This is a genomic window from Pseudomonas sp. MF6767 (assembly GCF_016405475.1).
GTDB lineage: Bacteria > Pseudomonadota > Gammaproteobacteria > Pseudomonadales > Pseudomonadaceae > Aquipseudomonas > Aquipseudomonas paracarnis.
Map to the genome: position 1 here is coordinate 599,898 of NZ_JAEKCY010000001.1, position 23,349 is coordinate 623,246.

The 23,349-nt window shown below is 57.8% G+C and carries 22 protein-coding genes; 4 read left to right on the forward strand and 18 right to left on the reverse strand.

The window, feature by feature from the left end; all coding sequences use genetic code 11:
• Positions 1–933, forward strand: coding sequence for a phosphatidate cytidylyltransferase (locus tag JFT58_RS02725; RefSeq protein ID WP_034129176.1), 933 nt, complete (start codon positions 1–3; stop codon positions 931–933).
• Between the two features lie 168 nt (positions 934–1,101).
• Here JFT58_RS02725 and JFT58_RS02730 read toward each other — a convergent pair whose 3' ends face one another.
• The 17 genes from JFT58_RS02730 to mnmG form a co-directional block, all read right to left on the reverse strand.
• A complete protein-coding gene (locus JFT58_RS02730) occupies positions 1,102–1,467 on the reverse strand; it encodes a hypothetical protein (protein ID WP_054896099.1) in 366 nt (121 codons plus the stop codon).
• A gap of 84 nt (positions 1,468–1,551) precedes the next feature.
• On the reverse strand, positions 1,552–3,384 hold the full coding sequence (glmS, locus tag JFT58_RS02735; RefSeq protein WP_054898302.1) for a glutamine--fructose-6-phosphate transaminase (isomerizing): 1,833 nt from the start codon (positions 3,382–3,384) through the stop codon (positions 1,552–1,554).
• Positions 3,385–3,394: 10 nt separating this feature from the next.
• Positions 3,395–4,162, reverse strand: coding sequence for a DeoR/GlpR family DNA-binding transcription regulator (locus tag JFT58_RS02740; RefSeq protein ID WP_003195822.1), 768 nt, complete (start codon positions 4,160–4,162; stop codon positions 3,395–3,397).
• A gap of 238 nt (positions 4,163–4,400) precedes the next feature.
• Positions 4,401–5,768: a bifunctional UDP-N-acetylglucosamine diphosphorylase/glucosamine-1-phosphate N-acetyltransferase GlmU gene (gene glmU / locus JFT58_RS02745; protein ID WP_054898304.1), complete on the reverse strand. Its 1,368-nt coding sequence runs from the start codon at positions 5,766–5,768 to the stop codon at positions 4,401–4,403.
• Between the two features lie 123 nt (positions 5,769–5,891).
• The gene (locus JFT58_RS02750) at positions 5,892–6,308 is read right to left on the reverse strand and encodes a F0F1 ATP synthase subunit epsilon (protein ID WP_003195825.1); all 417 of its coding nucleotides are present in this window, start codon (positions 6,306–6,308) and stop codon (positions 5,892–5,894) included.
• A 44-nt stretch (positions 6,309–6,352) separates the two neighbouring features.
• Positions 6,353–7,729: a F0F1 ATP synthase subunit beta gene (gene atpD, locus JFT58_RS02755; protein WP_003195827.1), complete on the reverse strand. Its 1,377-nt coding sequence runs from the start codon at positions 7,727–7,729 to the stop codon at positions 6,353–6,355.
• Positions 7,730–7,756: 27 nt separating this feature from the next.
• Positions 7,757–8,617 carry a F0F1 ATP synthase subunit gamma gene (gene atpG, locus JFT58_RS02760; RefSeq protein WP_003233565.1) on the reverse strand — a complete coding sequence of 287 codons (861 nt, stop codon included), beginning with the start codon at positions 8,615–8,617 and terminating at the stop codon, positions 7,757–7,759.
• 50 nt (positions 8,618–8,667) lie between these two features.
• Entirely contained in the window at positions 8,668–10,212 is a 1,545-nt protein-coding gene (gene atpA / locus JFT58_RS02765) for a F0F1 ATP synthase subunit alpha (RefSeq protein WP_003195831.1), read from the reverse strand.
• A gap of 21 nt (positions 10,213–10,233) precedes the next feature.
• Complete coding sequence (locus JFT58_RS02770) at positions 10,234–10,770, reverse strand: F0F1 ATP synthase subunit delta (RefSeq protein ID WP_003195833.1); 537 nt, start codon at positions 10,768–10,770, stop codon at positions 10,234–10,236.
• A gap of 12 nt (positions 10,771–10,782) precedes the next feature.
• Positions 10,783–11,253, reverse strand: coding sequence for a F0F1 ATP synthase subunit B (locus JFT58_RS02775; RefSeq protein ID WP_003195835.1), 471 nt, complete (start codon positions 11,251–11,253; stop codon positions 10,783–10,785).
• A gap of 56 nt (positions 11,254–11,309) precedes the next feature.
• Entirely contained in the window at positions 11,310–11,567 is a 258-nt protein-coding gene (gene atpE / locus JFT58_RS02780) for a F0F1 ATP synthase subunit C (RefSeq protein WP_002555987.1), read from the reverse strand.
• Between the two features lie 133 nt (positions 11,568–11,700).
• Positions 11,701–12,570 (reverse strand): F0F1 ATP synthase subunit A, encoded by an 870-nt coding sequence (atpB, locus tag JFT58_RS02785; protein WP_003195886.1) that lies wholly within the window; start codon positions 12,568–12,570, stop codon positions 11,701–11,703.
• 16 nt (positions 12,571–12,586) lie between these two features.
• Positions 12,587–12,994: a F0F1 ATP synthase subunit I gene (locus JFT58_RS02790; protein ID WP_010565865.1), complete on the reverse strand. Its 408-nt coding sequence runs from the start codon at positions 12,992–12,994 to the stop codon at positions 12,587–12,589.
• Between the two features lie 148 nt (positions 12,995–13,142).
• A complete protein-coding gene (locus JFT58_RS02795) occupies positions 13,143–14,015 on the reverse strand; it encodes a ParB/RepB/Spo0J family partition protein (protein ID WP_003195890.1) in 873 nt (290 codons plus the stop codon).
• A 9-nt stretch (positions 14,016–14,024) separates the two neighbouring features.
• Positions 14,025–14,822, reverse strand: coding sequence for a ParA family protein (locus JFT58_RS02800; protein ID WP_054898307.1), 798 nt, complete (start codon positions 14,820–14,822; stop codon positions 14,025–14,027).
• A gap of 18 nt (positions 14,823–14,840) precedes the next feature.
• Positions 14,841–15,485, reverse strand: coding sequence for a 16S rRNA (guanine(527)-N(7))-methyltransferase RsmG (gene rsmG, locus JFT58_RS02805; protein ID WP_003195893.1), 645 nt, complete (start codon positions 15,483–15,485; stop codon positions 14,841–14,843).
• Positions 15,482–17,374: a tRNA uridine-5-carboxymethylaminomethyl(34) synthesis enzyme MnmG gene (gene mnmG / locus JFT58_RS02810; RefSeq protein WP_054898313.1), complete on the reverse strand. Its 1,893-nt coding sequence runs from the start codon at positions 17,372–17,374 to the stop codon at positions 15,482–15,484. Before mnmG ends, rsmG begins: the two co-directional genes overlap by 4 nt.
• Positions 17,375–17,915: 541 nt before the next feature.
• Here mnmG and JFT58_RS02815 point away from each other — a divergent pair.
• From JFT58_RS02815 to JFT58_RS02825, 3 genes are all read left to right on the forward strand, one after another.
• Positions 17,916–18,422: a sigma-70 family RNA polymerase sigma factor gene (locus tag JFT58_RS02815; RefSeq protein WP_054898308.1), complete on the forward strand. Its 507-nt coding sequence runs from the start codon at positions 17,916–17,918 to the stop codon at positions 18,420–18,422.
• Positions 18,422–19,366 carry a FecR domain-containing protein gene (locus JFT58_RS02820; RefSeq protein ID WP_054898309.1) on the forward strand — a complete coding sequence of 315 codons (945 nt, stop codon included), beginning with the start codon at positions 18,422–18,424 and terminating at the stop codon, positions 19,364–19,366. The genes JFT58_RS02815 and JFT58_RS02820 overlap by 1 nt, the downstream gene beginning before the upstream one ends.
• A gap of 135 nt (positions 19,367–19,501) precedes the next feature.
• Complete coding sequence (locus JFT58_RS02825) at positions 19,502–21,892, forward strand: TonB-dependent siderophore receptor (protein ID WP_371262602.1); 2,391 nt, start codon at positions 19,502–19,504, stop codon at positions 21,890–21,892.
• Between the two features lie 18 nt (positions 21,893–21,910).
• Here JFT58_RS02825 and mnmE read toward each other — a convergent pair whose 3' ends face one another.
• Positions 21,911–23,281, reverse strand: coding sequence for a tRNA uridine-5-carboxymethylaminomethyl(34) synthesis GTPase MnmE (gene mnmE, locus JFT58_RS02830; RefSeq protein ID WP_014720595.1), 1,371 nt, complete (start codon positions 23,279–23,281; stop codon positions 21,911–21,913).
• Positions 23,282–23,349 lie beyond the last annotated feature (68 nt).

Below are 23,349 nucleotides of genomic sequence, written 5' to 3' on the forward strand. Positions count from 1 at the left end.
ATGGATAGCCAAACCCTGATGTTATTTGGCGGCATCGGCGCGATCCTGGTCATCGCCTCGCTGATCGGCCTGATCCTCAAGCTGCGCACCCGTGGCAGCCCGAATGCCGTGATCGACAACCTCAACGCCCGCATCAACGCCTGGTGGGTGATGGTGGTGGTGATCGGCATCGCGTTCTGGCTCGGCACCGGCGCGGTGATCCTGCTGTTCTACGCGGTGTCGTTCTACGCCCTGCGCGAGTTCCTCACCCTCACGCCCACCCGACGCAGCGACTACCCGGCCCTGGTGGCCGCGTTCTACCTGGCCCTGCCGCTGCAATACCTGCTGATCTACGCCGACTGGTACGGGCTGTTCTCGATCTTCATCCCGGTGTACGTGTTCCTGCTGCTGCCGATCCTCGCCTCCCTGGGCGGCGACAGTACGCACTTTCTGGAACGGGCATCGAAGGTGCAATGGGGGCTGATGATCGCCGTGTTCTGCGTGTCTTTCGTCCCGGCACTACTGACCTTGGACATACCGGGCTACGAAGGCCGCAACCTGCTGCTGATCGCCTATCTGGTGATCGTGGTGCAACTGTCGGACGTATTGCAGTACGTGTGCGGCAAGCTGTTCGGCAAACGCAAGATCGCGCCCAACCTGTCGCCATCGAAAACCGTGGAAGGGTTTGTGGGCGGAATTCTGCTGTCCTCCTTGATCGGCGCGGCGCTGTGGTGGACCACACCGTTCAATCCCTGGCAGTCGTTTCTGATCGCGCTGCTGATCAACTTGCTGGGGTTTGCGGGAGGGATTGTGATGTCGGCGATCAAGCGTGACCGCGGTGTGAAGGACTGGGGGCACATGATCGAAGGACACGGCGGGATGTTGGATCGGCTGGATTCGGTGTGCTTTGCGGCGCCGATCTTCTTTCATCTCGTGCGCTACTGGTGGACCTGACCCACACCTTTCTCAAACCCGATGGAGATCAAAATGTGGCAGCTGGCTTGCCTGCGAAAGCGGTAGTGCAGTAACAGATGCAGCGACTGACACGCCGCCTTCGCGGGCAAGCCCGCTCCCACAGGGGATATGCGCCTGCCTGTAGGTTTTATGGTGCTTTCAATGCCTCTAGCCAGTGATCTCGATATAGCTAGACTCTCCGCCTCCGGTCGCACCCGATAGCCAGCCCCAAACGAAACTCAGGGTAGTGCGCCCTGCGTGATCAACACCTACCGTGCCTCGTGACCACCCTGCGAGCAGCTCCCCGTCCAGGGTGACGCACTGATAAAGCAGCTCGATAGTATCTGGGCCGGTGACCCGCCCGACCTGCGTTCCCAGGCGAATTCGGCCACCCTGATAAATGCTCGAAATCACCCCGTCTTCGACTTTGTAATGAAACACGGTGCCGGTACCGGACAAGCCTTGCGCGTTATTCGCGACCACAAACCGACGATTGTGCAGACGTGCGTGGACGGTAGCAGAAGGGCTTTGCATCAATACGCATCCTTGAATTGAGCGAATCCAGAACGAAAAAAAGGGGCTGTTTAAAACAGCCCCTATTGGGTACGTCAGTAAGGCTTATTCCACCGTCACCGACTTCGCCAGATTACGCGGCTGGTCAACGTCGGTGCCTTTGAGCACGGCCACGTAGTACGACAGCAACTGCAGCGGGATGGTGTAGAGGATCGGCGACAGCGTGTCGTGGATATGCGGCATGTTGATGACGTGGGTGCCTTCACCGTTGGTCATGCCGGCTTTTTCATCTGCGAAAACGATCAGTTGGCCGCCACGGGCGCGTACTTCCTGCAGGTTGGATTTGAGCTTCTCCAGCAGTTCGTTGTTCGGCGCCACGGTAACCACCGGCATGTCGTCGTCCACCAGGGCCAACGGGCCGTGCTTCAGCTCGCCGGCCGGGTAGGCTTCGGCGTGGATGTACGAGATTTCCTTGAGTTTCAGCGAGCCTTCCATCGCCACCGGGTATTGCGCGCCACGGCCCAGGAACAGGGTGTGGTTCTTGTCAGCGAACAGCTCGGCGACTTTTTCCACGGTGCTGTCCATGGCCAAGGCTTCACCCAGGCGGGTCGGCAGGCGACGCAGTTCTTCCACCAGGGTGGCTTCGACACCTTCGGCGAGGGTGCCGCGCACTTGGCCCAAGGACAGGGTCAGCAGCAACAGGCCCACCAGTTGGGTGGTGAAGGCTTTGGTGGAGGCCACGCCGATTTCGCGACCGGCCTGGGTCAGCAGGGTCAGGTCGGATTCACGCACCAGGGAGCTGATGCTGACGTTGCAGATCGCCAGACTGCCGAGGAAGCCCAGCTCCTTGGCGTTGCGCAAGGCAGCCAGGGTGTCGGCGGTTTCACCGGACTGGGAGATGGTCACGAACAGGGTGTCGGGCTGCACCACCACCTTGCGGTAGCGGAACTCGCTGGCGACTTCGACCTGGCAGGGGATGCCGGCCAGTTCTTCCAACCAGTAACGCGCCACCATACCGGCGTGGTAGCTGGTGCCACAGGCGACGATTTGCACATTGCGCACTTTGGCGAACAGTTCGGCGGCTTGCGGGCCGAAAGCGTTCACCAATACTTGGTTCTGGCTCAGGCGACCTTCCAGGGTGCGCTGTACCACGGACGGCTGCTCGTGGATTTCCTTGAGCATGAAGTGGCGGAACTCGCCTTTGTCGGCGGCTTCGGCACCGTCGCGGTATTGCACGGCTTCGCGCTCGACGGACTGACCATTCACATCCCAGATCTGCACGCTTTCACGGCGGATGTCGGCAATGTCGCCTTCTTCCAGATACATGAAGCGGTCGGTCACTTGGCGCAGGGCCAGTTGGTCGGAGGCAAGGAAGTTCTCGCCCAGGCCCAGGCCGATCACCAATGGGCTGCCACTGCGTGCGGCAACCAGGCGGTCAGGCTGGCTGGCGCTGATCACGGCCAGGCCGTAGGCGCCATGCAGTTCCTTGACCGTGGCCTTGAGGGCGGTGGTCAGGTCGCTTTGATCCTTGAGCTTGTGGTTGAGCAGGTGGGCGATCACTTCGGTGTCGGTGTCCGAGGTGAAGACGTAGCCCAGGCCCTTGAGTTGTTCACGCAGCACTTCATGGTTTTCGATAATGCCGTTGTGCACCACGGCCAGGTCGCCGGAGAAGTGCGGGTGAGCGTTACGCTCGCACGGTGCACCGTGGGTGGCCCAACGGGTGTGGGCAATGCCCAGGCGGCCTGCCAGCGGCTCACCGGCCAGGGCTTGGTCCAGTTCGCTGACCTTACCCGGGCGGCGCATGCGCTCCAGCTTGCCGGCGTTGGTGAAGACGGCCACACCGGCGCTATCGTAGCCGCGGTATTCGAGGCGCTTGAGGCCTTCGATCAGGATGGCAGTAACGTTACGTTCGGCGACTGCGCCAACAATTCCACACATGGTGTTTCTCCTAGATGATTGCCGCGCATATCAGCGTAATGCCGCGGGCTTGGATCTGGTCGCGGGCCTCGAGCGGCAGGCGATCATCGGTAATAAGGGTATGGACGCTGCTCCAGGGCAGTTCCAGGTTGGGAATCTTGCGGCCGATCTTGTCGGATTCGACCATCACCACCACTTCACGGGCGACCTCGGCCATCACACGGCTCAAGCCCAGCAGTTCGTTGAAGGTAGTGGTACCGCGCTGCAGGTCGATGCCATCGGCACCGATGAACAGCTGGTCAAAGTCATAGGAACGCAGCACCTGCTCAGCGACCTGGCCCTGGAACGAATCCGAATGTGGGTCCCAGGTACCCCCGGTCATCAACAGCACCGGCTCGTGTTCCAATTCGCTCAAGGCGCGGGCCACGTTCAGGGAGTTGGTCATCACCACCAGGCCCGGCTGATGGCCCAGTTCGGGGATCATCGCGGCGGTAGTGCTGCCGCTGTCGATGATGATGCGCGCATGTTCACGCAAACGCTTCACGGCCGCACGGGCGATGGCGCGCTTGTAGGCCGAGATGGGCTGGGCAGCGTCGCCCACCAGCTCTTGGGGCATAGTGATTGCACCGCCGTAGCGACGCAGGAGCAAGCCGTTACTTTCGAGGGCAGCAAGGTCCTTGCGGATGGTCACTTCCGAAGTTTCGAAATGTTTGGCCAACTCGTCCACGCTGACTTCGCCCTGCTCGTTGAGCAAGGTGAGGATATTGTGGCGTCGCTGGGGGGTGTTTCGTTTCGACATGGTAGTGATAAGTTTCGTTTCGAAAGATAACGAAGGCAATCAAAACCTATTGGGGAAAGATCGTCAAGAGGCGGAAGGCATTTTTGTAGAGCTTTCGGACATGCCACTAAACAACTGTGGGAGCTGGCTTGCCTGCGATAGCTGCGTGTCAGGCGACATCATGATGAATGTCAGACCGCTATCGCAGGCAAGCCAGCTTCCACAGGAGTGAGTCTCAACCTATCGAGTTGTGGATAACTCAGCTCTTTTTGATCTTGACCGGGCGTTTCCAGCCGTCGATGTTGCGTTGGCGGGCGCGGGCAACGGCCAGTTGGGACTTATCCACATCCTGGTTGATGGTCGAGCCCGCTGCGGTGTTGGAACCATCACCGATGGTCACGGGAGCAACCAGCGAGTTATTGGACCCGATGAACACGTCTTCACCAATGGTGGTCTGGTACTTGTTGGCACCGTCATAGTTGCAGGTGATGGTGCCAGCGCCGATGTTGGTGCGTGCGCCGATGACGGCATCCCCCAGATAAGTCAGGTGGCCGACTTTGGCGCCTTCGCCGAGGTGAGCGTTTTTCAGTTCGACAAAGTTACCCACATGGGCCTGGGCCCCCAGCTCACTACCCGGACGCAAGCGCGCAAACGGCCCGGCATCGCTGCCCTCACCCATCACGGCACCGTCGATATGGCTGTTGGCCTTGACCACCACGCCTTTGCGCAAGGTGCTGTCCTTGATCACGCAGTTCGGACCGATGACCACACCGTCTTCAATGATCACGCGGCCTTCGAGGATCACATTGATATCGATCAGGACGTCGCGGCCCACCGTGACTTCGCCACGTACATCGAAACGCGCCGGGTCTCGCAGGGTCACGCCCTGGGCCATCAGGCGCAGGCCTTCGCGCAGTTGATAGTGACGTTCCAGCTCTGCCAGTTGTTTGCGGTCGTTGGCGCCCTGCACTTCCATCGGATGGTGGGGCTGCTCGGTGGCGACCAGCAGGCCATCGCTGACGGCCATCTCGATGACGTCGGTGAGGTAGTACTCGCCCTGAGCGTTGTTGTTGGACAGGCGGCTCATCCAGTCGGCGAGCTTGTTGGCAGGCACGGCGAGAATGCCGGTATTGCCTTCAGTAATCGCGCGCTGGGCTTCGCTGGCATCTTTGTGTTCAACGATGGCAGCCACCTTGCCGTCGGCGTTGCGCACAATGCGGCCGTAGCCCGTAGGGTCATCCAGCTCAACGGTCAGCAGGCCCATCTGGCCAGGCACCACGTGCTTGAGCAGGCGTTGCAAGGTTTCCACTTCAATCAGCGGGACATCGCCGTAGAGGATCAATACCGTGTCCGCAGTGATGAAAGGCACAGCCTGCGCGGTCGCGTGGCCGGTGCCCAGTTGCTTGTCTTGCAATACGAAATTCAGATCGTCCGCAGCCAGACGCTCACGGACCACGTCGGCACCGTGGCCAATCACCACATGAATACGTTGTGGGTCCAACTGGCGGGCACTGTGGATAACATGGCCCAGCATGGAGTTGCCGGCAACCGGATGCAGTACCTTGGGCAGGGCTGAACGCATGCGGGTGCCCTGGCCTGCGGCGAGAATGACGATTTCAAGAGACATGAATGGCTACCAATCCTGGGCGGTCCGGGTTCAGACCAAAGAAGTGTTTTGCAAAAAAAGAAAAAGGGTAGCCGAGGCTACCCTTTTTAATCAATCACGCATGAAACAAAACGGCGACGCCGCTTACTTCTTGCGGATCTGCTGGAGAGTACGCAGCTGGGCTGCGGCCTCGGCCAGACGGACTGCAGCAGCGCTGTAGTCGAAGTCTGCGCCTTTTTCGTTCAGCGCCTTCTCGGCAGCCTTGACGGCTTCCTGAGCGGAGGCTTCATCCAGGTCGCCAGCACGTTGCACGGTGTCGGCAAGTACCTTGACCATGTTCGGCTGAACCTCGAGGAAACCACCGGAGATGTAAAACACCTCACGTTCCCCGCCTTGCTTGGTCAGAGTGATCGGACCTGGCTTCAAGCTTGTGATCAGCGGGGCGTGACCCATGGCGATACCAAGATCACCCAGGTCACCGTGCGCTGTTACAAACTCGACCAGACCGGAGAAAATTTCTCCTTCCGCGCTGACGATATCGCAATGGACTGTCATAGCCATCTGATTGCCTCAACCTGATGAGCGCCCGTTTCCGGGCGCCAGGATTACAGTTTCTTGGCTTTCTCGATCGCTTCTTCGATGCCGCCGACCATGTAGAACGCTTGTTCTGGCAGGTGGTCGTAGTCACCGTTGAGGATGCCTTTGAAGCCAGCAATGGTGTCTTTCAGGGAAACGTATTTACCCGAGGCACCGGTGAAGACTTCAGCCACGAAGAACGGCTGCGACAAGAAACGCTGGATCTTACGAGCACGGTTTACCAACTGCTTGTCGGCTTCCGACAGCTCGTCCATACCCAGGATCGCAATGATGTCCTTCAGTTCTTTGTAACGCTGCAGCACGTACTGAACACCGCGAGCGGTGTCGTAGTGCTCCTGGCCGATCACGTTCGGGTCCAGCTGGCGCGAAGTCGAGTCGAGTGGATCGACCGCTGGGTAGATACCCAGGGAAGCGATGTCACGGGACAGAACAACGGTGGCGTCCAAGTGGGCGAAGGTGGTGGCTGGCGACGGGTCGGTCAAGTCATCCGCAGGTACGTATACCGCTTGGATCGAGGTGATCGAACCTTCCTTGGTCGAAGTGATACGCTCTTGCAGAACGCCCATCTCTTCAGCCAGGGTCGGCTGGTAACCTACTGCCGAAGGCATACGGCCCAGCAGTGCGGATACTTCAGTACCGGCCAGGGTGTAACGGTAGATGTTGTCGACGAACAGCAGAACGTCGTTACCTTCGTCACGGAACTTCTCGGCCATGGTCAGGCCAGTCAGGGCTACGCGCAGACGGTTTCCCGGCGGCTCGTTCATCTGACCGTAAACCAGTGCCACTTTGTCCAGAACGTTGGAGTCCTTCATCTCGTGGTAGAAGTCGTTACCCTCACGAGTACGCTCACCAACACCTGCGAACACGGAATAACCGCTGTGCTCGATGGCGATGTTACGGATCAGTTCCATCATGTTTACGGTCTTGCCAACACCGGCACCACCGAACAGACCGACTTTACCGCCTTTGGCGAACGGGCAAACCAAGTCGATGACCTTGATGCCGGTTTCCAGCAGGTCGTTGCCGCCCGCTTGTTCTGCGAACGAAGGTGCTGCGCGGTGAATGCCCCAGCGCTCTTCGGTGGCAATCGGGCCAGCTTCGTCGATAGGGTTGCCCAGTACGTCCATGATCCGGCCCAGAGTCGCTTTACCGACCGGTACGGAGATGGCAGCGCCAGTGTCGACAACGTCCAGACCGCGCTTCAAGCCTTCGGTGGAACCCATCGCAATGGTACGAACTACGCCGTCGCCCAGCTGCTGCTGAACTTCCAGGGTAGTTTCCGCGCCTTGTACTTTCAGCGCGTTGTAGATGCTCGGTACGCTGTCGCGTGGAAATTCCACGTCGATAACGGCGCCGATGATTTGAACGATACGTCCGCTACTCATAGCTGGATCCTCTGAATATTTGAACCGTTAAACCGCGGCAGCGCCGCCGACGATTTCCGAGATCTCTTGGGTGATCGCAGCCTGACGCGCCTTGTTGTAGATCAGCTGCAAATCGCTGATCAGATCACCGGCGTTATCGGTAGCGTTTTTCATCGCGATCATCCGCGCCGCTTGTTCAGCTGCGTTGTTCTCGACCACCGCCTGGTACACCTGCGACTCCACGTAGCGCACCATCAAGCCGTCAAGCAGCTCTTTGGCGTCTGGTTCGTAGAGGTAGTCCCAGTGGTGCTTGAGTTCCTGATCCGGAGTCGCCACCAGTGGAATCAATTGCTCCACGGTTGGCTGCTGGGTCATGGTGTTGATGAACTTGTTGGATACCACGGAGAGGCGGTCAATACGGCCTTCCAGGTACGCATCCAGCATCACCTTCACACTGCCGATCAAATCATTGATCGACGGCTCTTCACCCAGGTGGCTGATAGCTGCAACGACGTTACCGCCGAAGTTGCGGAAAAAGGCCGCACCCTTGCTACCAACAACACACAGATCAATCTCGACGCCGTTTTCGCGGTTTACCGCCATGTCCTTGACCAGGGCCTTGAACAGGTTGGTATTCAGACCACCGCACAAACCACGGTCACTGCTCACTACCACATAACCCACACGCTTGACGGCGCGGTCGATCATGAACGGGTGGCGGTATTCCGGGTTGGCGTTGGCCAGATGCCCAATTACCTGGCGGATACGCTCCGCATAAGGACGGCTAGCAGCCATGCGCATTTGTGCCTTGCGCATTTTGCTGACCGCCACTTTTTCCATGGCGCTGGTAATTTTTTGCGTGCTTTTGATGCTCGCAATCTTACTGCGAATCTCTTTTGCGCCTGCCATGTAACACCTATCAGGTTAGCAAGCGGGAGCCTTGCGGCTCCCGCTGCGGCTTACCAGGTTTGGGTGGCCTTGAACTTCTCGATACCGGCTTTCATGCCAGCGTCGATATCGTCATTGAAGTCACCCTTCACGTTGATCTTCGCCATCAATTCGGCGTGATCGCGGTTGAAGTAAGCAATCAGCGCTTGTTCAAAGCTGCCGACCTTGGCGATTTCAACGTCGGTCAGGAACCCACGCTCAGCGGCATACAGCGACAACGCCATGTCAGCGATCGACATTGGGGCGTATTGCTTCTGCTTCATCAACTCGGTAACGCGCTGACCATGCTCAAGTTGCTTACGGGTCGCTTCGTCCAGGTCAGAAGCGAACTGGGCGAATGCCGCCAGTTCACGATACTGAGCCAGAGCGGTACGGATACCACCGGAGAGCTTCTTGATGATCTTGGTCTGAGCGGCACCACCCACACGGGATACCGAAACACCGGCGTTCACTGCAGGGCGGATGCCCGAGTTGAACATGGCCGATTCCAGGAAGATCTGACCGTCAGTGATGGAAATCACGTTGGTCGGAACGAACGCGGAAACGTCGCCAGCCTGGGTTTCGATGATCGGCAGTGCGGTCAGGGAACCGGTTTTGCCGGTCACTGCGCCGTTGGTGAACTTCTCTACGTACTCTTCGGAAACGCGGGATGCGCGCTCCAGCAGACGGGAGTGGAGATAGAACACGTCGCCTGGGTAAGCTTCACGGCCTGGTGGACGGCGCAGCAGCAGGGAAATCTGGCGATAGGCCACTGCTTGCTTGGACAGATCGTCATAAACGATCAGCGCGTCTTCACCGCGGTCGCGGAAGAATTCACCCATGGTGCAGCCGGAGTACGGTGCCAAGAATTGCAGCGCAGGAGATTCCGAAGCACTGGCAGCCACGATGATCGTGTTGGCCAGGGCGCCGTTTTCTTCCAGCTTGCGAACTACGTTGGCGATGGTCGATTGCTTCTGACCGATGGCTACGTAGACGCAGAAAATGCCGCTGTCTTTCTGGTTGATGATCGCGTCGATCGCCAGAGCGGTTTTACCGATCTGACGGTCACCGATGATCAGCTCACGCTGGCCACGGCCGACTGGGATCATGGCATCGACAGCCTTGTAGCCAGTCTGTACAGGCTGGTCTACCGACTTACGCCAGATCACGCCTGGAGCAACTTTCTCGACCGCGTCGGTCTCGGTGTTGCCCAGTGGACCTTTACCGTCAACAGGGTTACCCAGTGCGTCGACTACGCGACCCAGCAGTTCCTTACCAACCGGAACTTCCAGGATGCGGCCTGTGCACTTGGCGCTCATGCCTTCAGCCAGACTGGTGTACGCGCCCAATACAACGGCACCTACGGAGTCTTGCTCCAGGTTGAGGGCCATACCGTAGACGCCGCCCGGAAACTCGATCATCTCGCCGTACATTACGTCGGCCAGACCGTGAATCCGCACGATGCCGTCAGATACGCTGACGACAGTGCCTTCGTTACGGGCTTGGGAGGTCACATCGAGCTTGTCGATGCGGCCCTTGATAATTTCACTTATTTCGGAAGGATTGAGTTGCTGCATTGCTCTGCTGCCCCTTCAAACTCAAGATTTCAATGCTTCGGCAAGTTTCGCGATTTTGCCGCGAATCGAGCCATCGATAACCAGGTCGCCGGCACGGATAACAACACCACCAATAAGCGATGCGTCCTCCGAAGCTTGCAGGCGCACTTCCCGATTGAGTCGTGCACTGAGAACCTTGGCGAGTTTGTCTTGCTGTTCTTGGTTCAATGCGAAAGCACTGGTCACTTCAACGTCTACCGATTTCTCTGCTTCGGCCTTGTACAGGTCGAACAGAGCGGCGATCTCCGGCAATAGCGGGAGACGGTCGTTTTCGGCAATGACGTGGATGAAGTTCTGCACCTTCACATCAAACTTGTCGCCGCACACTTCAATAAAAGTGGCGGCCTTGTCTGCGCTCGTCAGGCGCGGGGCCTTGAGCACGCGCTGCATGGTGTCGTCTTGCGACACTGCTGCAGCCAGGCCGAGCATGGCTGACCAAGAGGCCAGCTGCTGGTGGGCCTGGGCGTGCTCGAAGGCTGCCTTAGCGTAAGGTCGGGCCAACGTGGTCAGTTCTGCCATGATCGCCCTCGCTTAAATTTCAGCAGCCAGTTTGTTAACCAGCTCCGCGTGCGCGTTTTGATCGATTGTGGCACCGAGGATCTTCTCAGCACCGCCAACGGCCAGAGCACCCAGTTGGGCACGCAGCGCGTCTTTGACACCGTTCAGTTCCTGTTCGATCTCGGCATGAGCCGAAGCCTTCACACGGTCAGCTTCGACGCGGGCTTTTTCAACAGCCTCTTCGACGATCTGGTTACCGCGTTTCTTGGCTTGCTCAATGATCTCGGCTGCCTGTGCTTTAGCTTCGCGCAGTTGCTGACCCACTTTCTCGTGGGCCAACTCCAGGTCGCGAGCTGCACGGCTGGCAGCGTCCAAACCATCCGCGATCTTCTTCTGACGTTCGTGCAAAGCCGCGATGACCGGAGGCCACACGAACTTCATGCAAAACACTACAAAAATGAAGAACGCAACGGATTGGCCAATCAGGGTTGCATTAATGTTCACGCCAACACCTCGCTCATTCGTTGTCCATCACCCCAATCACTCGAAAAGTCGAGTGATTAGCCAGCGAGTTGACCAACGAAGGGGTTCGCGAAGGTGAAGAACAGTGCGATACCAACGCCGATCATGGTCACGGCGTCGAGCAGGCCGGCGACGATGAACATTTTAACTTGCAGCATTGGGACCATTTCTGGCTGACGCGCTGCGCCTTCCAGGAATTTGCCGCCCAGCAGGCCGAAACCAATGGCAGTACCCAGGGCGCCCAGGCCGATCAACAGTGCAACAGCGATAGCGGTTAGACCAACTACAGTTTCCATCTTTCCTCCCGACTTTTACGTCGTATGGTTTAGGTTTTTTAGATTTTAAAGCGGTAAAACAAATCGTTTCATAGCCCTGTTGGGCCACCTTCCCGTTTGACCGGGAAGGACATCAGACTAGTCGAGACTGGTCTTAATGGTTCTCTTCGTGCGCCATCGACAGGTAGACGATGGTCAGCATCATGAAGATGAAGGCCTGCAGGGTAATGATCAGGATGTGGAACACAGCCCACGCCCACTGCAGAACTACGCCCAGGCCGCTAAGCCAGAGCAGACCGCTGCCGAACATCACAGCGATCAGAATGAACACCAGCTCGCCGGCATACATGTTGCCGAACAGTCGCAGAGCCAGGGAAATCGGCTTGGCGATCAGGGTGACGAATTCCAGCAGGAAGTTCACCGGGATCAGCAGGGCTTGAACGAAGATGTTCTTGCTGCCGAACGGGTGCAGGGTCAGTTCGCCGATGAAGCCGCCGATGCCCTTGACCTTGATGCTGTAGAAAATGATCAGCGCGAATACCGACAGAGCCATGCCCAGTGTGGCGTTCGGGTCAGTGGTGGATACGGCGCGGAATGGAATGTGCGGGTCGCCGGAGATCGCCATGGCCAACTGAGGAATCCAGTCCACCGGAATCAGGTCGACGGCGTTCATCAGGAACACCCAGACGAAGATGGTCAGTGCCAGCGGTGCAATCACCGGGCTACGGCCATGGAAGCTGTCTTTCACGCTGCCATCGACGAATTCGACCAATACTTCAACGAAGTTCTGCAAAGCACCTGGCTGACCGGAAGTCGCCTTCTTTGCCGCCATGCGGAAAATCAGAACGAAGATCAGGCCCAATGCGACCGACCAACCCAGAGTATCCAGGTGGAAAGCCCAGAAACCCATTTCTTTGGCTTCTGCTGCGGTGTGGGCAAAGCCCCAGCCGCCATTAGGAAGCTGACCGAAGGTCAGGTTCTGCAAGTGGTGCTGGATATAGCCCGAAGCGGTTGTTTCTGCCATGGTTGCCTCAAACGCCCTAAGGTTTCGAAAGTCTTGTTTTCATTAGCAGGGGAGCGAACCAGCTGACCAGTTGGGTCAACACGAAGACGCCGAATACAGCCAGCGGCGCCAATGGCTTCACACCTGCAAAGGTCAGTGCAAACAGCACTGCCGTCAAAATCAGTTTCCCCGCCTCGCCGGCATAAAAAGACCGGACGATAGCCTGGGCTGCTCGGGCGCCGGAAAACCGAAAGGCCCTGTGAGCAAAATACATATTGGGCAGCAAGGCTATCAGGCCTCCGCAGAGTCCTGAATACCCGGCTACGACTCCATGCCAATACCAAAGCGCCAATGCGGCGATCAGCAAAATGACAAATTGAGCCAGTAGAACCGGAAAAACAGCCAAGCGATGGAACGGCAACGTGTTTGGCGTGCGGGTTTCCATCACTCTTGCTCCTCAATGGTCGGCTGCCGGAAATCAATAACTTGGCATAATTTGTGCCGACAAAATGCGCGCAGAGTATAGGGGCGGTTCAGCCCCTATTCAACTGTCGGGTAGTGATTTCCGATCACGCGCTACATAAGCAAATGTTTCAGCGGATGTGGGCAAGGACACCTTGAAGCTCGTCAAGGGAGTTATATCCGATGACCAATTGCCCTTTGCCCTTCTTGCCGTGACGAATTTGCACCGCAGAGCCCAGGCGCTCGGCCAGGCGCTGCTCGAGTCGTGCGATATCGGGATCAGGTTTGGCGGTTTCGACCGGTGCAGGTTTGCCGCTGAGCCACTGGCGCACCAGCGCTTCAGTCTGACGCACGGTCAGGCCTCGTGCGACAACGTGTCGCGCCCCTTCAACCTGTTGATTTTCCGGCAAACCGAGCAACGCACGGGCATGGCCCATTTCCAGGTCGCCGTGGGACAACATGGTCTTGATCACTTCCGGCAGCGCGATCAAACGCAACAAGTTGGACACGGTGACGCGGGACTTGCCCACTGCCTCGGCCACTTGTTGCTGGGTGAGCTGGAATTCCTGCTGCAAACGCTGCAACGCAATCGCTTCTTCGATCGGGTTGAGGTCTTCACGCTGGATATTCTCGATCAACGCCATGGCGATCGCGGTTTCATCCGGCACATCGCGCACCATCGCCGGGATGGTTTCCTTGCCGGCCTGCTGGCTGGCACGCCAGCGGCGCTCCCCGGCGATGATCTCAAAGCGGCCACCGCCAATGGGGCGCACCACGATGGGCTGCATCACGCCCTGGGCCTTGATCGAGTTGGACAGTTCTTCCAGGGCCTGGGGGTCCATGTCCCGACGTGGCTGGTATTTGCCCCGCTGGATCAGGTCCAGCGGCAAGTGCTGCAGCTCGCGCTCGTCGGCCTGCACCGCTTGTTCTTCAAGCGATGTGACGGTCGGACCACTCAACAGTGCATCCAGTCCACGTCCGAGACCTCGTTTCTTGACGGCCATGGGGATTCCTTAATTTGGCTGGGCTGCAGCGGTGCGTGAATTACGGCGTTGGCGGCGAACCATCTCGCCAGCCAATGCCAGGTAGGCAATGGCACCACGCGAGGATTTGTCGTACGCCAGCGCGGGCATGCCATAGCTTGGCGCTTCGGCCAGGCGGATGTTGCGTGGAATCACGGTGTCGTACAACTGATCGCCAAAGTGTTCCTTGAGCTGCGCCGACACATCGTTCATCAGGCTCAGGCGCGGGTCATACATCGTACGCAGCAGGCCTTCGACTTTCAGGTTCGGGTTGAGCAACTCGGCAATTCGCTTGATGTTATCCACAAGGTCGCTCAAGCCTTCGAGAGCGAAGTACTCGCACTGCATGGGGATAATTACCCCATCGGCGGCAACCAGCGCGTTAAGCGTGAGCATCGACAGCGACGGTGGACAGTCGATCAAAATGTAATCGTAGTTTTCGCGAATGGGCGCCAGGGCGCTGCGCAGACGGCTTTCTTTCATCTGCATTTCCAGCAGCACCACTTCCGCCGCGGTCAGATCGCGGTTGGCCGGCAGCAGTTGGTAACCGCCGTGCTCGGAATAGTGCATGGCCTGGGCCAGGTCGCATTCGCCAATCAGCAAATCGTAGACCGAGTTTTCCAGGCCGTGTTTATCCACACCGCTACCCATGGTGGCGTTGCCCTGTGGATCGAGATCGATCAACAGCACCCGACGCTTGGTCGCGACCAGGGATGCTGCGAGGTTGATACAGGTGGTGGTTTTACCCACGCCACCTTTCTGGTTCGCTATCGCGAATACCTTAGCCATTCTTGCTTGTGTTCCCAATCATGCCGTGCGGCGCAGTATCAGCAGATGGCGTTGGCCTTGGCAACCAGGTACGGCCAAGGCGTGTTCGCTATCGAGGTGGAAGTCTGCCGGCAATGCTAACAGCTCGTCGCTTGGATGAACGCCCTTCATTGCCAACCAGCGGGTATCACGGTCGCCCAGGTGGCGTGTCCAGTTGCTGAAGTTCTCCATGCTGCTGAACGCCCGAGACACGATCCCGTTGAAAGGCAGTTCAGGCGTGAATGCTTCGACACGACTGTGGATAACTTGCAGGTTATCCAGCTTGAGTTCGAGTTTGACCTGGGTCAGGAAGCGGGTTTTCTTGCCGTTGCTGTCCAGGCAGGTCACGTGGGACTCGGGAAACAGGATCGCCAACGGGATGCCAGGCATGCCGCCGCCGCTGCCCACATCGAGCCAACGGCCATTTTCGATAAACGGCATCACGCTGAGGCTGTCGAGCAAATGCCGCGACACCATCTCGTCTGGGTCACGCACTGCTGTCAGGTTGTAAGCCTTGTTCCATTTGATCAACAGGGCCAGGTAGCCCAGCAGTAGCTCATGCTGGGCTTCGGTCAGGGCTACGCCCAACTGACGCGCTCCTGTGGATAACTCTTCGGCGTGTTGCGAGGTGACCAACGAACTCAAGCGCTTTGCTCCAACTGACGGCCCGCGCCGCGTTTTTTCAAATGAATCATCAACAGCGAGATGGCTGCCGGAGTGACGCCAGGGATACGTGAAGCCTGCCCGAGGGTTTCCGGCCGAGTTATCCCCAACTTGCTTTGAATTTCCTTCGACAACCCGGAAATCCCGCTGTAGTCGATATCCACAGGCAGTTTGGTGTCTTCACTGGCTCGCAGCCGGGCGATCTCGTCCTGCTGGCGATCAATGTAGCCTGCGTATTTGGTCTTGATTTCAACCTGTTCAGCAACCTGTGGGTCTTCTGCGCCCTGGCCAGTCACTTCAACCAGACCAGCGTAGTCGATTTCCGGGCGGGAAAGCAGGTTGAGCAAGTTGTACTCATGGGTCAACGGCGTGCCGAATTTTTCTGCAATGGCGTCGCCTTGCTCCGTGCCCGGGCGAACCCAGGTACTTTTCAGACGCTGTTCTTCGAGCGCAATGCTTTCGCGTTTTTTGCAGAAGGCCGCCCAGCGGGCGTCATCGACCAGGCCCAGCTCGCGACCTTTTTCGGTCAAGCGCAGGTCGGCGTTGTCTTCGCGCAGGATCAGACGGTATTCCGCCCGAGATGTGAACATCCGGTACGGTTCCTGGGTACCCAGGGTAATCAGGTCGTCGACCAATACGCCGATGTAGGCTTCATCGCGACGCGGGCACCAGCTGTCTTTGCCTTGTGCACGCAATGCTGCGTTGGTCCCGGCCAGCAAACCTTGGGCCCCGGCTTCTTCATAACCGGTAGTGCCGTTGATTTGGCCGGCGAAGAACAGGCCGCCGATCACTTTGGTTTCCAGGCTGTATTTCAGGTCGCGCGGGTCGAAGTAGTCGTACTCGATGGCGTAGCCCGGACGCACGATGTGCGCGTTTTCCATACCGCGAATCGACTGCACGATCTGGATTTGCACATCGAACGGCAGCGAAGTGGAAATTCCGTTGGGGTACAGCTCGTGGGTGGTCAAGCCTTCGGGTTCGATAAAGACCTGGTGGCTTTCCTTGTCGGCAAAGCGGTGGATCTTGTCTTCGATCGACGGGCAATAACGCGGGCCAATGCCTTCGATCACCCCGGAATACATCGGCGAACGATCAAGGTTCGCGGCAATGATTTCGTGGGTTCGGGCGTTGGTGTGGGTAATCCAGCAGCTGACCTGTTTCGGGTGCAGTTCTTTGGAACCCATGAACGACATGACCGGGATCGGCGTGTCGCCGGCTTGCTCGGTCATCATCGAGAAATCCACAGAACGCCCATCAATGCGTGGCGGGGTTCCGGTTTTCAAACGGCCGACGCGCAGCGGTAGTTCACGCAGACGTTTTGCCAAGGCAATCGACGGCGGGTCACCGGCACGACCACCGGAATAATTTTGCATACCGATGTGGATAAGTCCGCCGAGGAACGTGCCCGTGGTCAGTACGACCGAATCTGCATGAAAACGCAGACCCATTTGCGTAACGACACCGCGTACCTGGTCCTGCTCGACGATCAAGTCATCGGCGGCCTGCTGAAATATCCACAGGTTCGGCTGGTTTTCCAGGGTTTCGCGTACCGCTGCCTTGTACAGGATGCGGTCGGCCTGAGCCCGGGTAGCACGTACGGCCGGGCCTTTGCGGCTGTTGAGCACGCGAAATTGAATACCACCCTTGTCGGTGGCCATCGCCATTACCCCGCCAAGGGCATCGATTTCCTTGACCAGATGGCTTTTGCCAATCCCGCCAATTGCGGGGTTGCAACTCATGGCACCGAGGGTTTCCACGTTATGCGTCAGCAACAGGGTTTTTACGCCCATGCGTGCTGACGCCAGTGCTGCCTCGGTACCGGCATGACCGCCGCCGATGACGATCACTTCAAAACGGGAAGGGAAATCCACCACGCACCTCGTGCCTGCTTATGTAGGTAATCAGGAATTGTTTGTTGAAAGGGTTCTACAGCTTTGGCGGCAAGTATAGGGACTTCGCCCTTCCTAAAGAACCCTTTGCACAAAACTTAACCAGCTGTGGATGAATCACAGACAATAGAAATTAAAAGAGAGAAATTTATTAAATCTTTGTTTTTATGTTTATTTATACTGAGCAAAATTTCTGTGGATAGATCTCTGCAGGCCTTTATTTTCAATGTGTACAGCGATTCAAAACGTTGTGGTCATCTGTCGATGAGGCCCTTGGATAAGTGCTTTAAGCCTGTGGATTAAACGACTGGTTATCCACAGGTGGGTTTTTACTCAGGTTTCAGGCCCTGTTATCAACTGGGCACAACCGCGGTTATTCACAGGGCTTAATCCACAGAAACGGCCGATTTCGTCCACGGCAAAGCTGGGAATTAATCCCGGGTGGGACAAAAACAGATCTATTGTGGGAAAACACTGGGCCAGTTAATAATAGCGATTATCATTAACCTACCTTGTCGCGCCTATGCCTTCCTCCTCACATACCGCAGCGGTCCAGCACATCTATGAACAGCACCATTCGTGGTTGCGCGGATGGCTCAAGGGAAAATTGCATAACGCCAGCGATGCAGCCGATGTGGCCCACGATACGTTCGTGCGCATGCTCGGTGGATGTCACGCAGCGCAGATCCGTGAACCACGGGACTATCTGACGACCATCGCCAGGGGTCTGGTGATTGACCGCTATCGGCGGCACGCCATCGAGCAGGCCTACAGGCAAACCCTGGCAGAGCGTCCCGAAACCACAGCTATCAGTGAAGAAGACAAGGCAATCATCATCGAAACCCTAGTGGCTGTGGATAAAGCGCTGTCTGGCCTGGGTGAGCGGGCACGGCGAATTTTCGTGCTCGCACAGATTGAAGGGCTGACTTATCAAAAGATCGCCGATCAACTGCAGGTATCGCTGACCACGGTGAAGAAACACATGATCCGCGCCCTCACCGAATGCTCCCTGATCATGGCCAGCCGGTAATGGTCAGCCCCGACCGCAAGACGTTCGAGGCCGCTGCCAGTTGGTACGTGCAATTTCAGTCGCAACCACCGACGCCCGCACAACATCAAGCCTGGCAGCAGTGGCTTAATCGTGACCCATCCCACCAGGCGGCTTGGAACCAGATGGAGCAGTTGCAGCGCAGCCTTGGAGCCCTGTCCCCTGACCTCACACGCCGCGCGTTGTCCACCACGCAACAGCGGCGCCAGGTCCTCAAGTGGATGCTGGTGCTCGGCGGCAGTGGCTATCTGGGGTGGAACGTCCAGCAACATACGTCGCTGGGCAACATATGGGCTGATTACCGCACGTCGGTGGGCCAGAGGCGACGCATCGAGCTGGCGGATGGCACGCAGATCAATCTCAATACTCATACCGCTATCGATGTGGCATTTGATGGGCGACAACGTTTGATCCGTCTGCGCGAGGGTGAAGTGCTTATCCACACCGGCACACGGGGTGGGCACTTACCGTTTTATGTCGAAACTCGCCAAGGCCGGGTCCAGGCGCTGGGCACTCGGTTTACTGTGCGCCAACTGCCGGACGCCACGCGGGTTGGTGTCTTGGAAGAACGGGTTGAGATATCCCCCGGCGACCAACCCGAACTTCGCCGCACTATTGGCGCGGGTGAGAGCGCAGAGTTTGATCGGCGCAATGTGCGCGCTGCCCAGCGATATGGCGGAGTACAGGCCGCCTGGGTCGATGGCCAACTGATCGTGCTCGATGCTCGGCTGGAAGAAGTTATCGATGAGTTGGCGCGCTATCGGCCGGGCGTATTGCACTGCGACCCAGCCTCTGCAGGCCTACGCGTTTCCGGGACCTTCCGTCTGGACTCAACCGATGCCGTCCTCACTAACCTGCAAGCGAGCCTGCCGATTCAAGTGAAATACTTTACGCGCTATTGGGTGTCGGTCACCCGAATCGGCTGATCGAAAAAATAATCCACAGAGGGTTATCTTTTTTTGACCTGGTGCGGCCCTACAGGTAATCACGACGCTACCTTCAGGGCTTACTCACCTATGCGCCTTCCCACCCCGCTCCGCAAACGACTTTCCTGCCACAGCATGACCTACGGTCTGCAGTTCATCACCGCTACCACCGGTGTGTTGTTAGCCACCGCCGTCACGGCCGCCAGCGCAACGCAATACTATGCAATTGCCGCTGGCCCGCTGGACAATGCGTTGAGCCAGTTTGCTGCCAGGGCCAATGTGATTCTGTCCTTCTCCCCCCAGCAAACCGCGCGTTTGAATACGCCGGGGCTGCAAGGTGACTATTCGGTGGACCAGGGCTTTGCGCTGCTGCTGCAGAACTCGGACCTGCAGGCGGTCGCACAAGCTCCCGGCAGCTATGTATTACAGGCGGCCCCTGCTGGCCGACTCACGTTGGCACCCACCACTGTGAGCACTTATCAACAGGGCGGCTTCAATCAAGAGATCGCCGGGGATGTAGGCTACAAGGCGCAGAACAGCCGGATCGGCACGAAGACCAGCACACCGCTGTCCGAGACTCCGCGTTCGGTGTCCGTTGTCACTGGCCAGCGTATCAAGGACCAGAAATCTCAAACCCTGACAGACGTGTTGGGCTACGTACCGGGAATCTTCGCCCCACCGTTCGCTGCGGGCGACGGCTTGGCAGGCGATCTGTTTTTCATTCGCGGTTTCAATGCCACGGATTACGGCTACGGCCTGCTGCGAGATGGCCTGCGAGTTCAAGGCAATCGATACGACACCACCAGCGAACCCTACGGCCTGGAACGGGTCGAGATTTTCCGCGGCCCGTCTTCCCTGCTCTACGGTGAAAACGCACCCGGTGGTTTGGTTAATCTGGTGAGTAAACACCCGACTGCAACCCCGCAAGGCGAGGTGCAGGTGAATTATGGTTCGAATAATCGACGCCAGTTGGGTGTGGATATCTCGGGCCCGCTCAACGACAGTGACAATATTCTGGGCCGGGTGGTGATGCTGGGGCGTAAATCCGACACACAGACCGATCACGTCCCGGACGATCGTCTATATATCGCGCCATCCCTGACCCTGAACTTCGACGACTACAACACCCTGACGCTGCTGGCCAACTACCAGAAAGACCATACCAACCTGGAACTTGGCCTACCCGCCGCCGGTACGCTGCTTACAAATCCCAACGGGAAGCTGTCCAAACACACCCTACTGGGCAATCCGGACTGGAACACATTTGAACGCGAAGCGTGGAGCACCAGCTATGAGTTCAGCCACAGCTTCAATGATGACTGGCAGTTCCGTCAGAACTCGCGCTATATGCAGTCACGCATCAACCGGCACGAAACCTGGCCTGGCTCATTGAATAACGGTGGCTTCGGCACCCGGCTGAACATGAACGCCTATGACCGCTACAACAAATCGATGGTCTATTCCCTGGATAACCAGCTCGAAGGCAAGTTCCAGTTGGGCAGTGTGGAAAACACAGTGCTATTGGGCGCCAGCTATGACCGAACCTCGTTCAATCAAGACTGGGATGCGGGTTTCGCCGGCACCATCGATGTGTATAACCCGGTGTACCTGCGCGACCCGCTCACTCCCCTGGCAGTGCAAAACACTTTGCTTGAACAGCAGATGAAAGGGGTTTATGCACAGATCCAAAGCAAATACGACCATTGGCTCTTTCTGCTCGGAGGCCGCCAGGATTGGGTCGACAGCAATTACCGAGACAAGGTCAAGCCATCGAGCAATATCAACTCACAGGATCGTAAATTCACTTACCAGGGCGGGGTGATGTACCAGTTCGACAACGGCCTTACGCCGTATGTCAGCTATTCCACCGCGTTTGTCCCCGTGCAGCAGATCTCCAACGCCGGCTCGCCGTTGAAACCGATCACCAGCAGCCAATATGAAGTGGGCGTTAAGTACGAACCGATCGGCTGGGATACGGCGATGACCGTGTCGGTGTATGACCTGCGCAAGCAGGACGATACCTACCTCGATGCCACCACCAACAGCTATCGCCAAGTCGGTGAAAGTCGCGCCAAGGGCGTGGAAGTCGAGGTCAACAGCAACATCAGCTCCAACTTCAACGTGACGGCGGCCTATACCTACACTGACGCCCGGATAACCAAGGATTCGGCCACTTCGCTGGTAGAAGGCCGTCAGATGACAGGCGTGCCGCGTAACCAGGCTTCGGTGTGGGGCAAATATCGCTTTCTCGACGGCCAACTCAAGGGTTTCTCCCTGGGCGGCGGGGTGCGCTATTTCGACAGTACCTTTTCCTACACCCCGCCTACGCTCTACGGGAAGCTGGACGCAGGAAGCGTCACCTTGGTGGATGCGGCACTGGGTTATCAGATCAACCCACACTGGTCGGTGGACCTGAACGCCAAGAACCTGTTCGACAAGGAATATGTATCCGGTTGCAACGATGCGGGGCGTTGCTATTGGGGTGACAGCCGTACCTTGCTCGGTACGGTGTCTTACAACTGGTAGACGAGGTGGATAACTCGGCTATTTGCCAATGCAAAAGCTGGAGAAAATCCGCCCCAGCAAATCATCCGAGCTGAAAGCGCCGGTGATTTCACCCAGCAGCTGCTGCGCCTGACGCAAATCTTCAGCCAGCAGCTCCCCAGCCCCCGCCAAGGTCAGCTGGGCCCGCCCGTGCTCCAGGGCCGCGCTGGCATGACGCAGCGCTTCCAGGTGCCTGCGCCGCGCACTGAAGCTGCTTTCCGAGGTCTGTTCGTAGCCCATGCATGCTTTAAGGTGCTCGCGCAGCAATTCCAGACCCTCGCCGGCCGATTTCGCGCTCAAGCTGATAGTGACGTGGCCATCTTCACTGGTTTCCAGGGCGATGGCTTCACCCGTAAGGTCGGCCTTGTTACGAATCAAGGTGACTTTGGCCGGGTCTGGCCGTTGTTCAAGAAATTCCGGCCACAAGGCAAAAGGATCCACAGCTTCAGGTGCAGTGGCATCCACCACCAGCAACACACGATCGGCTTCGCTGATCGCCTTGAGCGCACGTTCCACGCCGATCTTTTCCACCTGGTCGTCGGTATCGCGCAGACCTGCGGTGTCGACCACGTGCAGCGGCATACCGTCGATGTGGATATGTTCACGCAAGATATCCCGGGTAGTGCCGGCGATCTCGGTGACGATGGCCGCCTCGCGCCCTGCCAGAGCATTGAGTAGGCTGGATTTGCCGGCATTGGGCCGGCCGGCAATCACCACCGTCATACCATCGCGCAGCAAGGCGCCCTGCCCGGCTTCGCGCAGCACTGTGGATAACTCATCGCGGACTTTATCCAGCATCGCCAATACATGGCCATCCGCCAGGAAGTCTATTTCTTCTTCCGGAAAATCAATCGCGGCTTCGACGTAGATGCGCAGGCTGATCAGTTGCTCGGTCAAGTTATGCACACGCAGGGAAAAAGCCCCCTGCAATGAACGCAATGCGTTACGTGCAGCCTGTGCAGAACTGGCTTCGATCAAATCGGCGATGGCTTCGGCCTGGGCCAGGTCGAGCTTATCGTTCAAGAATGCGCGTTCGCTGAATTCCCCTGGTCTGGCCAGGCGGCAACCCAATTGCAAGCAGCGCTGCAGCAGCATGTCCAACACCACAGGACCACCGTGCCCTTGTAGTTCGAGGACATCTTCACCAGTGAACGAGTTTGGCCCTGGAAAATAGATGGCCAGCCCCTCGTCCAATACGCTGTGGTCGGCATCCAGGAACTGACCGTAATGGGCATAACGGGGTTTCAGCTCCCGGCCGCTGATAGCCTTGGCTGCCACGCCCGCCAATGGCCCGGAAATTCGAACGATGCCGACACCGCCCCGACCTTGAGCGGTAGCGACAGCAGCAATGGTTTCACGAGGAGCGCTCATCAGCGGGTTCCAGAACAAAAGTGACGGAAAGCAAAACGCCCCACTAGGGGGCGTCTTGAGTGGTTATC

Bases quoted from the DNA above. Each gene is read 5' to 3' on its own strand.
- JFT58_RS02725 (WP_034129176.1), top strand. From the start codon at position 1: ATGGATAGCCAAACCCTGATGTTATTTGGCGGCATCGGCGCGATCCTG.
- JFT58_RS02730 (WP_054896099.1), bottom strand. From the start codon at position 1,467: ATGCAAAGCCCTTCTGCTACCGTCCACGCACGTCTGCACAATCGTCGG.
- glmS (WP_054898302.1), bottom strand. From the start codon at position 3,384: ATGTGTGGAATTGTTGGCGCAGTCGCCGAACGTAACGTTACTGCCATC.
- JFT58_RS02740 (WP_003195822.1), bottom strand. From the start codon at position 4,162: ATGTCGAAACGAAACACCCCCCAGCGACGCCACAATATCCTCACCTTG.
- glmU (WP_054898304.1), bottom strand. From the start codon at position 5,768: ATGTCTCTTGAAATCGTCATTCTCGCCGCAGGCCAGGGCACCCGCATG.
- JFT58_RS02750 (WP_003195825.1), bottom strand. From the start codon at position 6,308: ATGGCTATGACAGTCCATTGCGATATCGTCAGCGCGGAAGGAGAAATT.
- atpD (WP_003195827.1), bottom strand. From the start codon at position 7,729: ATGAGTAGCGGACGTATCGTTCAAATCATCGGCGCCGTTATCGACGTG.
- atpG (WP_003233565.1), bottom strand. From the start codon at position 8,617: ATGGCAGGCGCAAAAGAGATTCGCAGTAAGATTGCGAGCATCAAAAGC.
- atpA (WP_003195831.1), bottom strand. From the start codon at position 10,212: ATGCAGCAACTCAATCCTTCCGAAATAAGTGAAATTATCAAGGGCCGC.
- JFT58_RS02770 (WP_003195833.1), bottom strand. From the start codon at position 10,770: ATGGCAGAACTGACCACGTTGGCCCGACCTTACGCTAAGGCAGCCTTC.
- atpE (WP_002555987.1), bottom strand. From the start codon at position 11,567: ATGGAAACTGTAGTTGGTCTAACCGCTATCGCTGTTGCACTGTTGATC.
- atpB (WP_003195886.1), bottom strand. From the start codon at position 12,570: ATGGCAGAAACAACCGCTTCGGGCTATATCCAGCACCACTTGCAGAAC.
- JFT58_RS02790 (WP_010565865.1), bottom strand. From the start codon at position 12,994: ATGGAAACCCGCACGCCAAACACGTTGCCGTTCCATCGCTTGGCTGTT.
- JFT58_RS02795 (WP_003195890.1), bottom strand. From the start codon at position 14,015: ATGGCCGTCAAGAAACGAGGTCTCGGACGTGGACTGGATGCACTGTTG.
- JFT58_RS02800 (WP_054898307.1), bottom strand. From the start codon at position 14,822: ATGGCTAAGGTATTCGCGATAGCGAACCAGAAAGGTGGCGTGGGTAAA.
- JFT58_RS02815 (WP_054898308.1), top strand. From the start codon at position 17,916: ATGCCTTCCTCCTCACATACCGCAGCGGTCCAGCACATCTATGAACAG.
- JFT58_RS02820 (WP_054898309.1), top strand. From the start codon at position 18,422: ATGGTCAGCCCCGACCGCAAGACGTTCGAGGCCGCTGCCAGTTGGTAC.
- JFT58_RS02825 (WP_371262602.1), top strand. From the start codon at position 19,502: ATGACCTACGGTCTGCAGTTCATCACCGCTACCACCGGTGTGTTGTTA.
- mnmE (WP_014720595.1), bottom strand. From the start codon at position 23,281: ATGAGCGCTCCTCGTGAAACCATTGCTGCTGTCGCTACCGCTCAAGGT.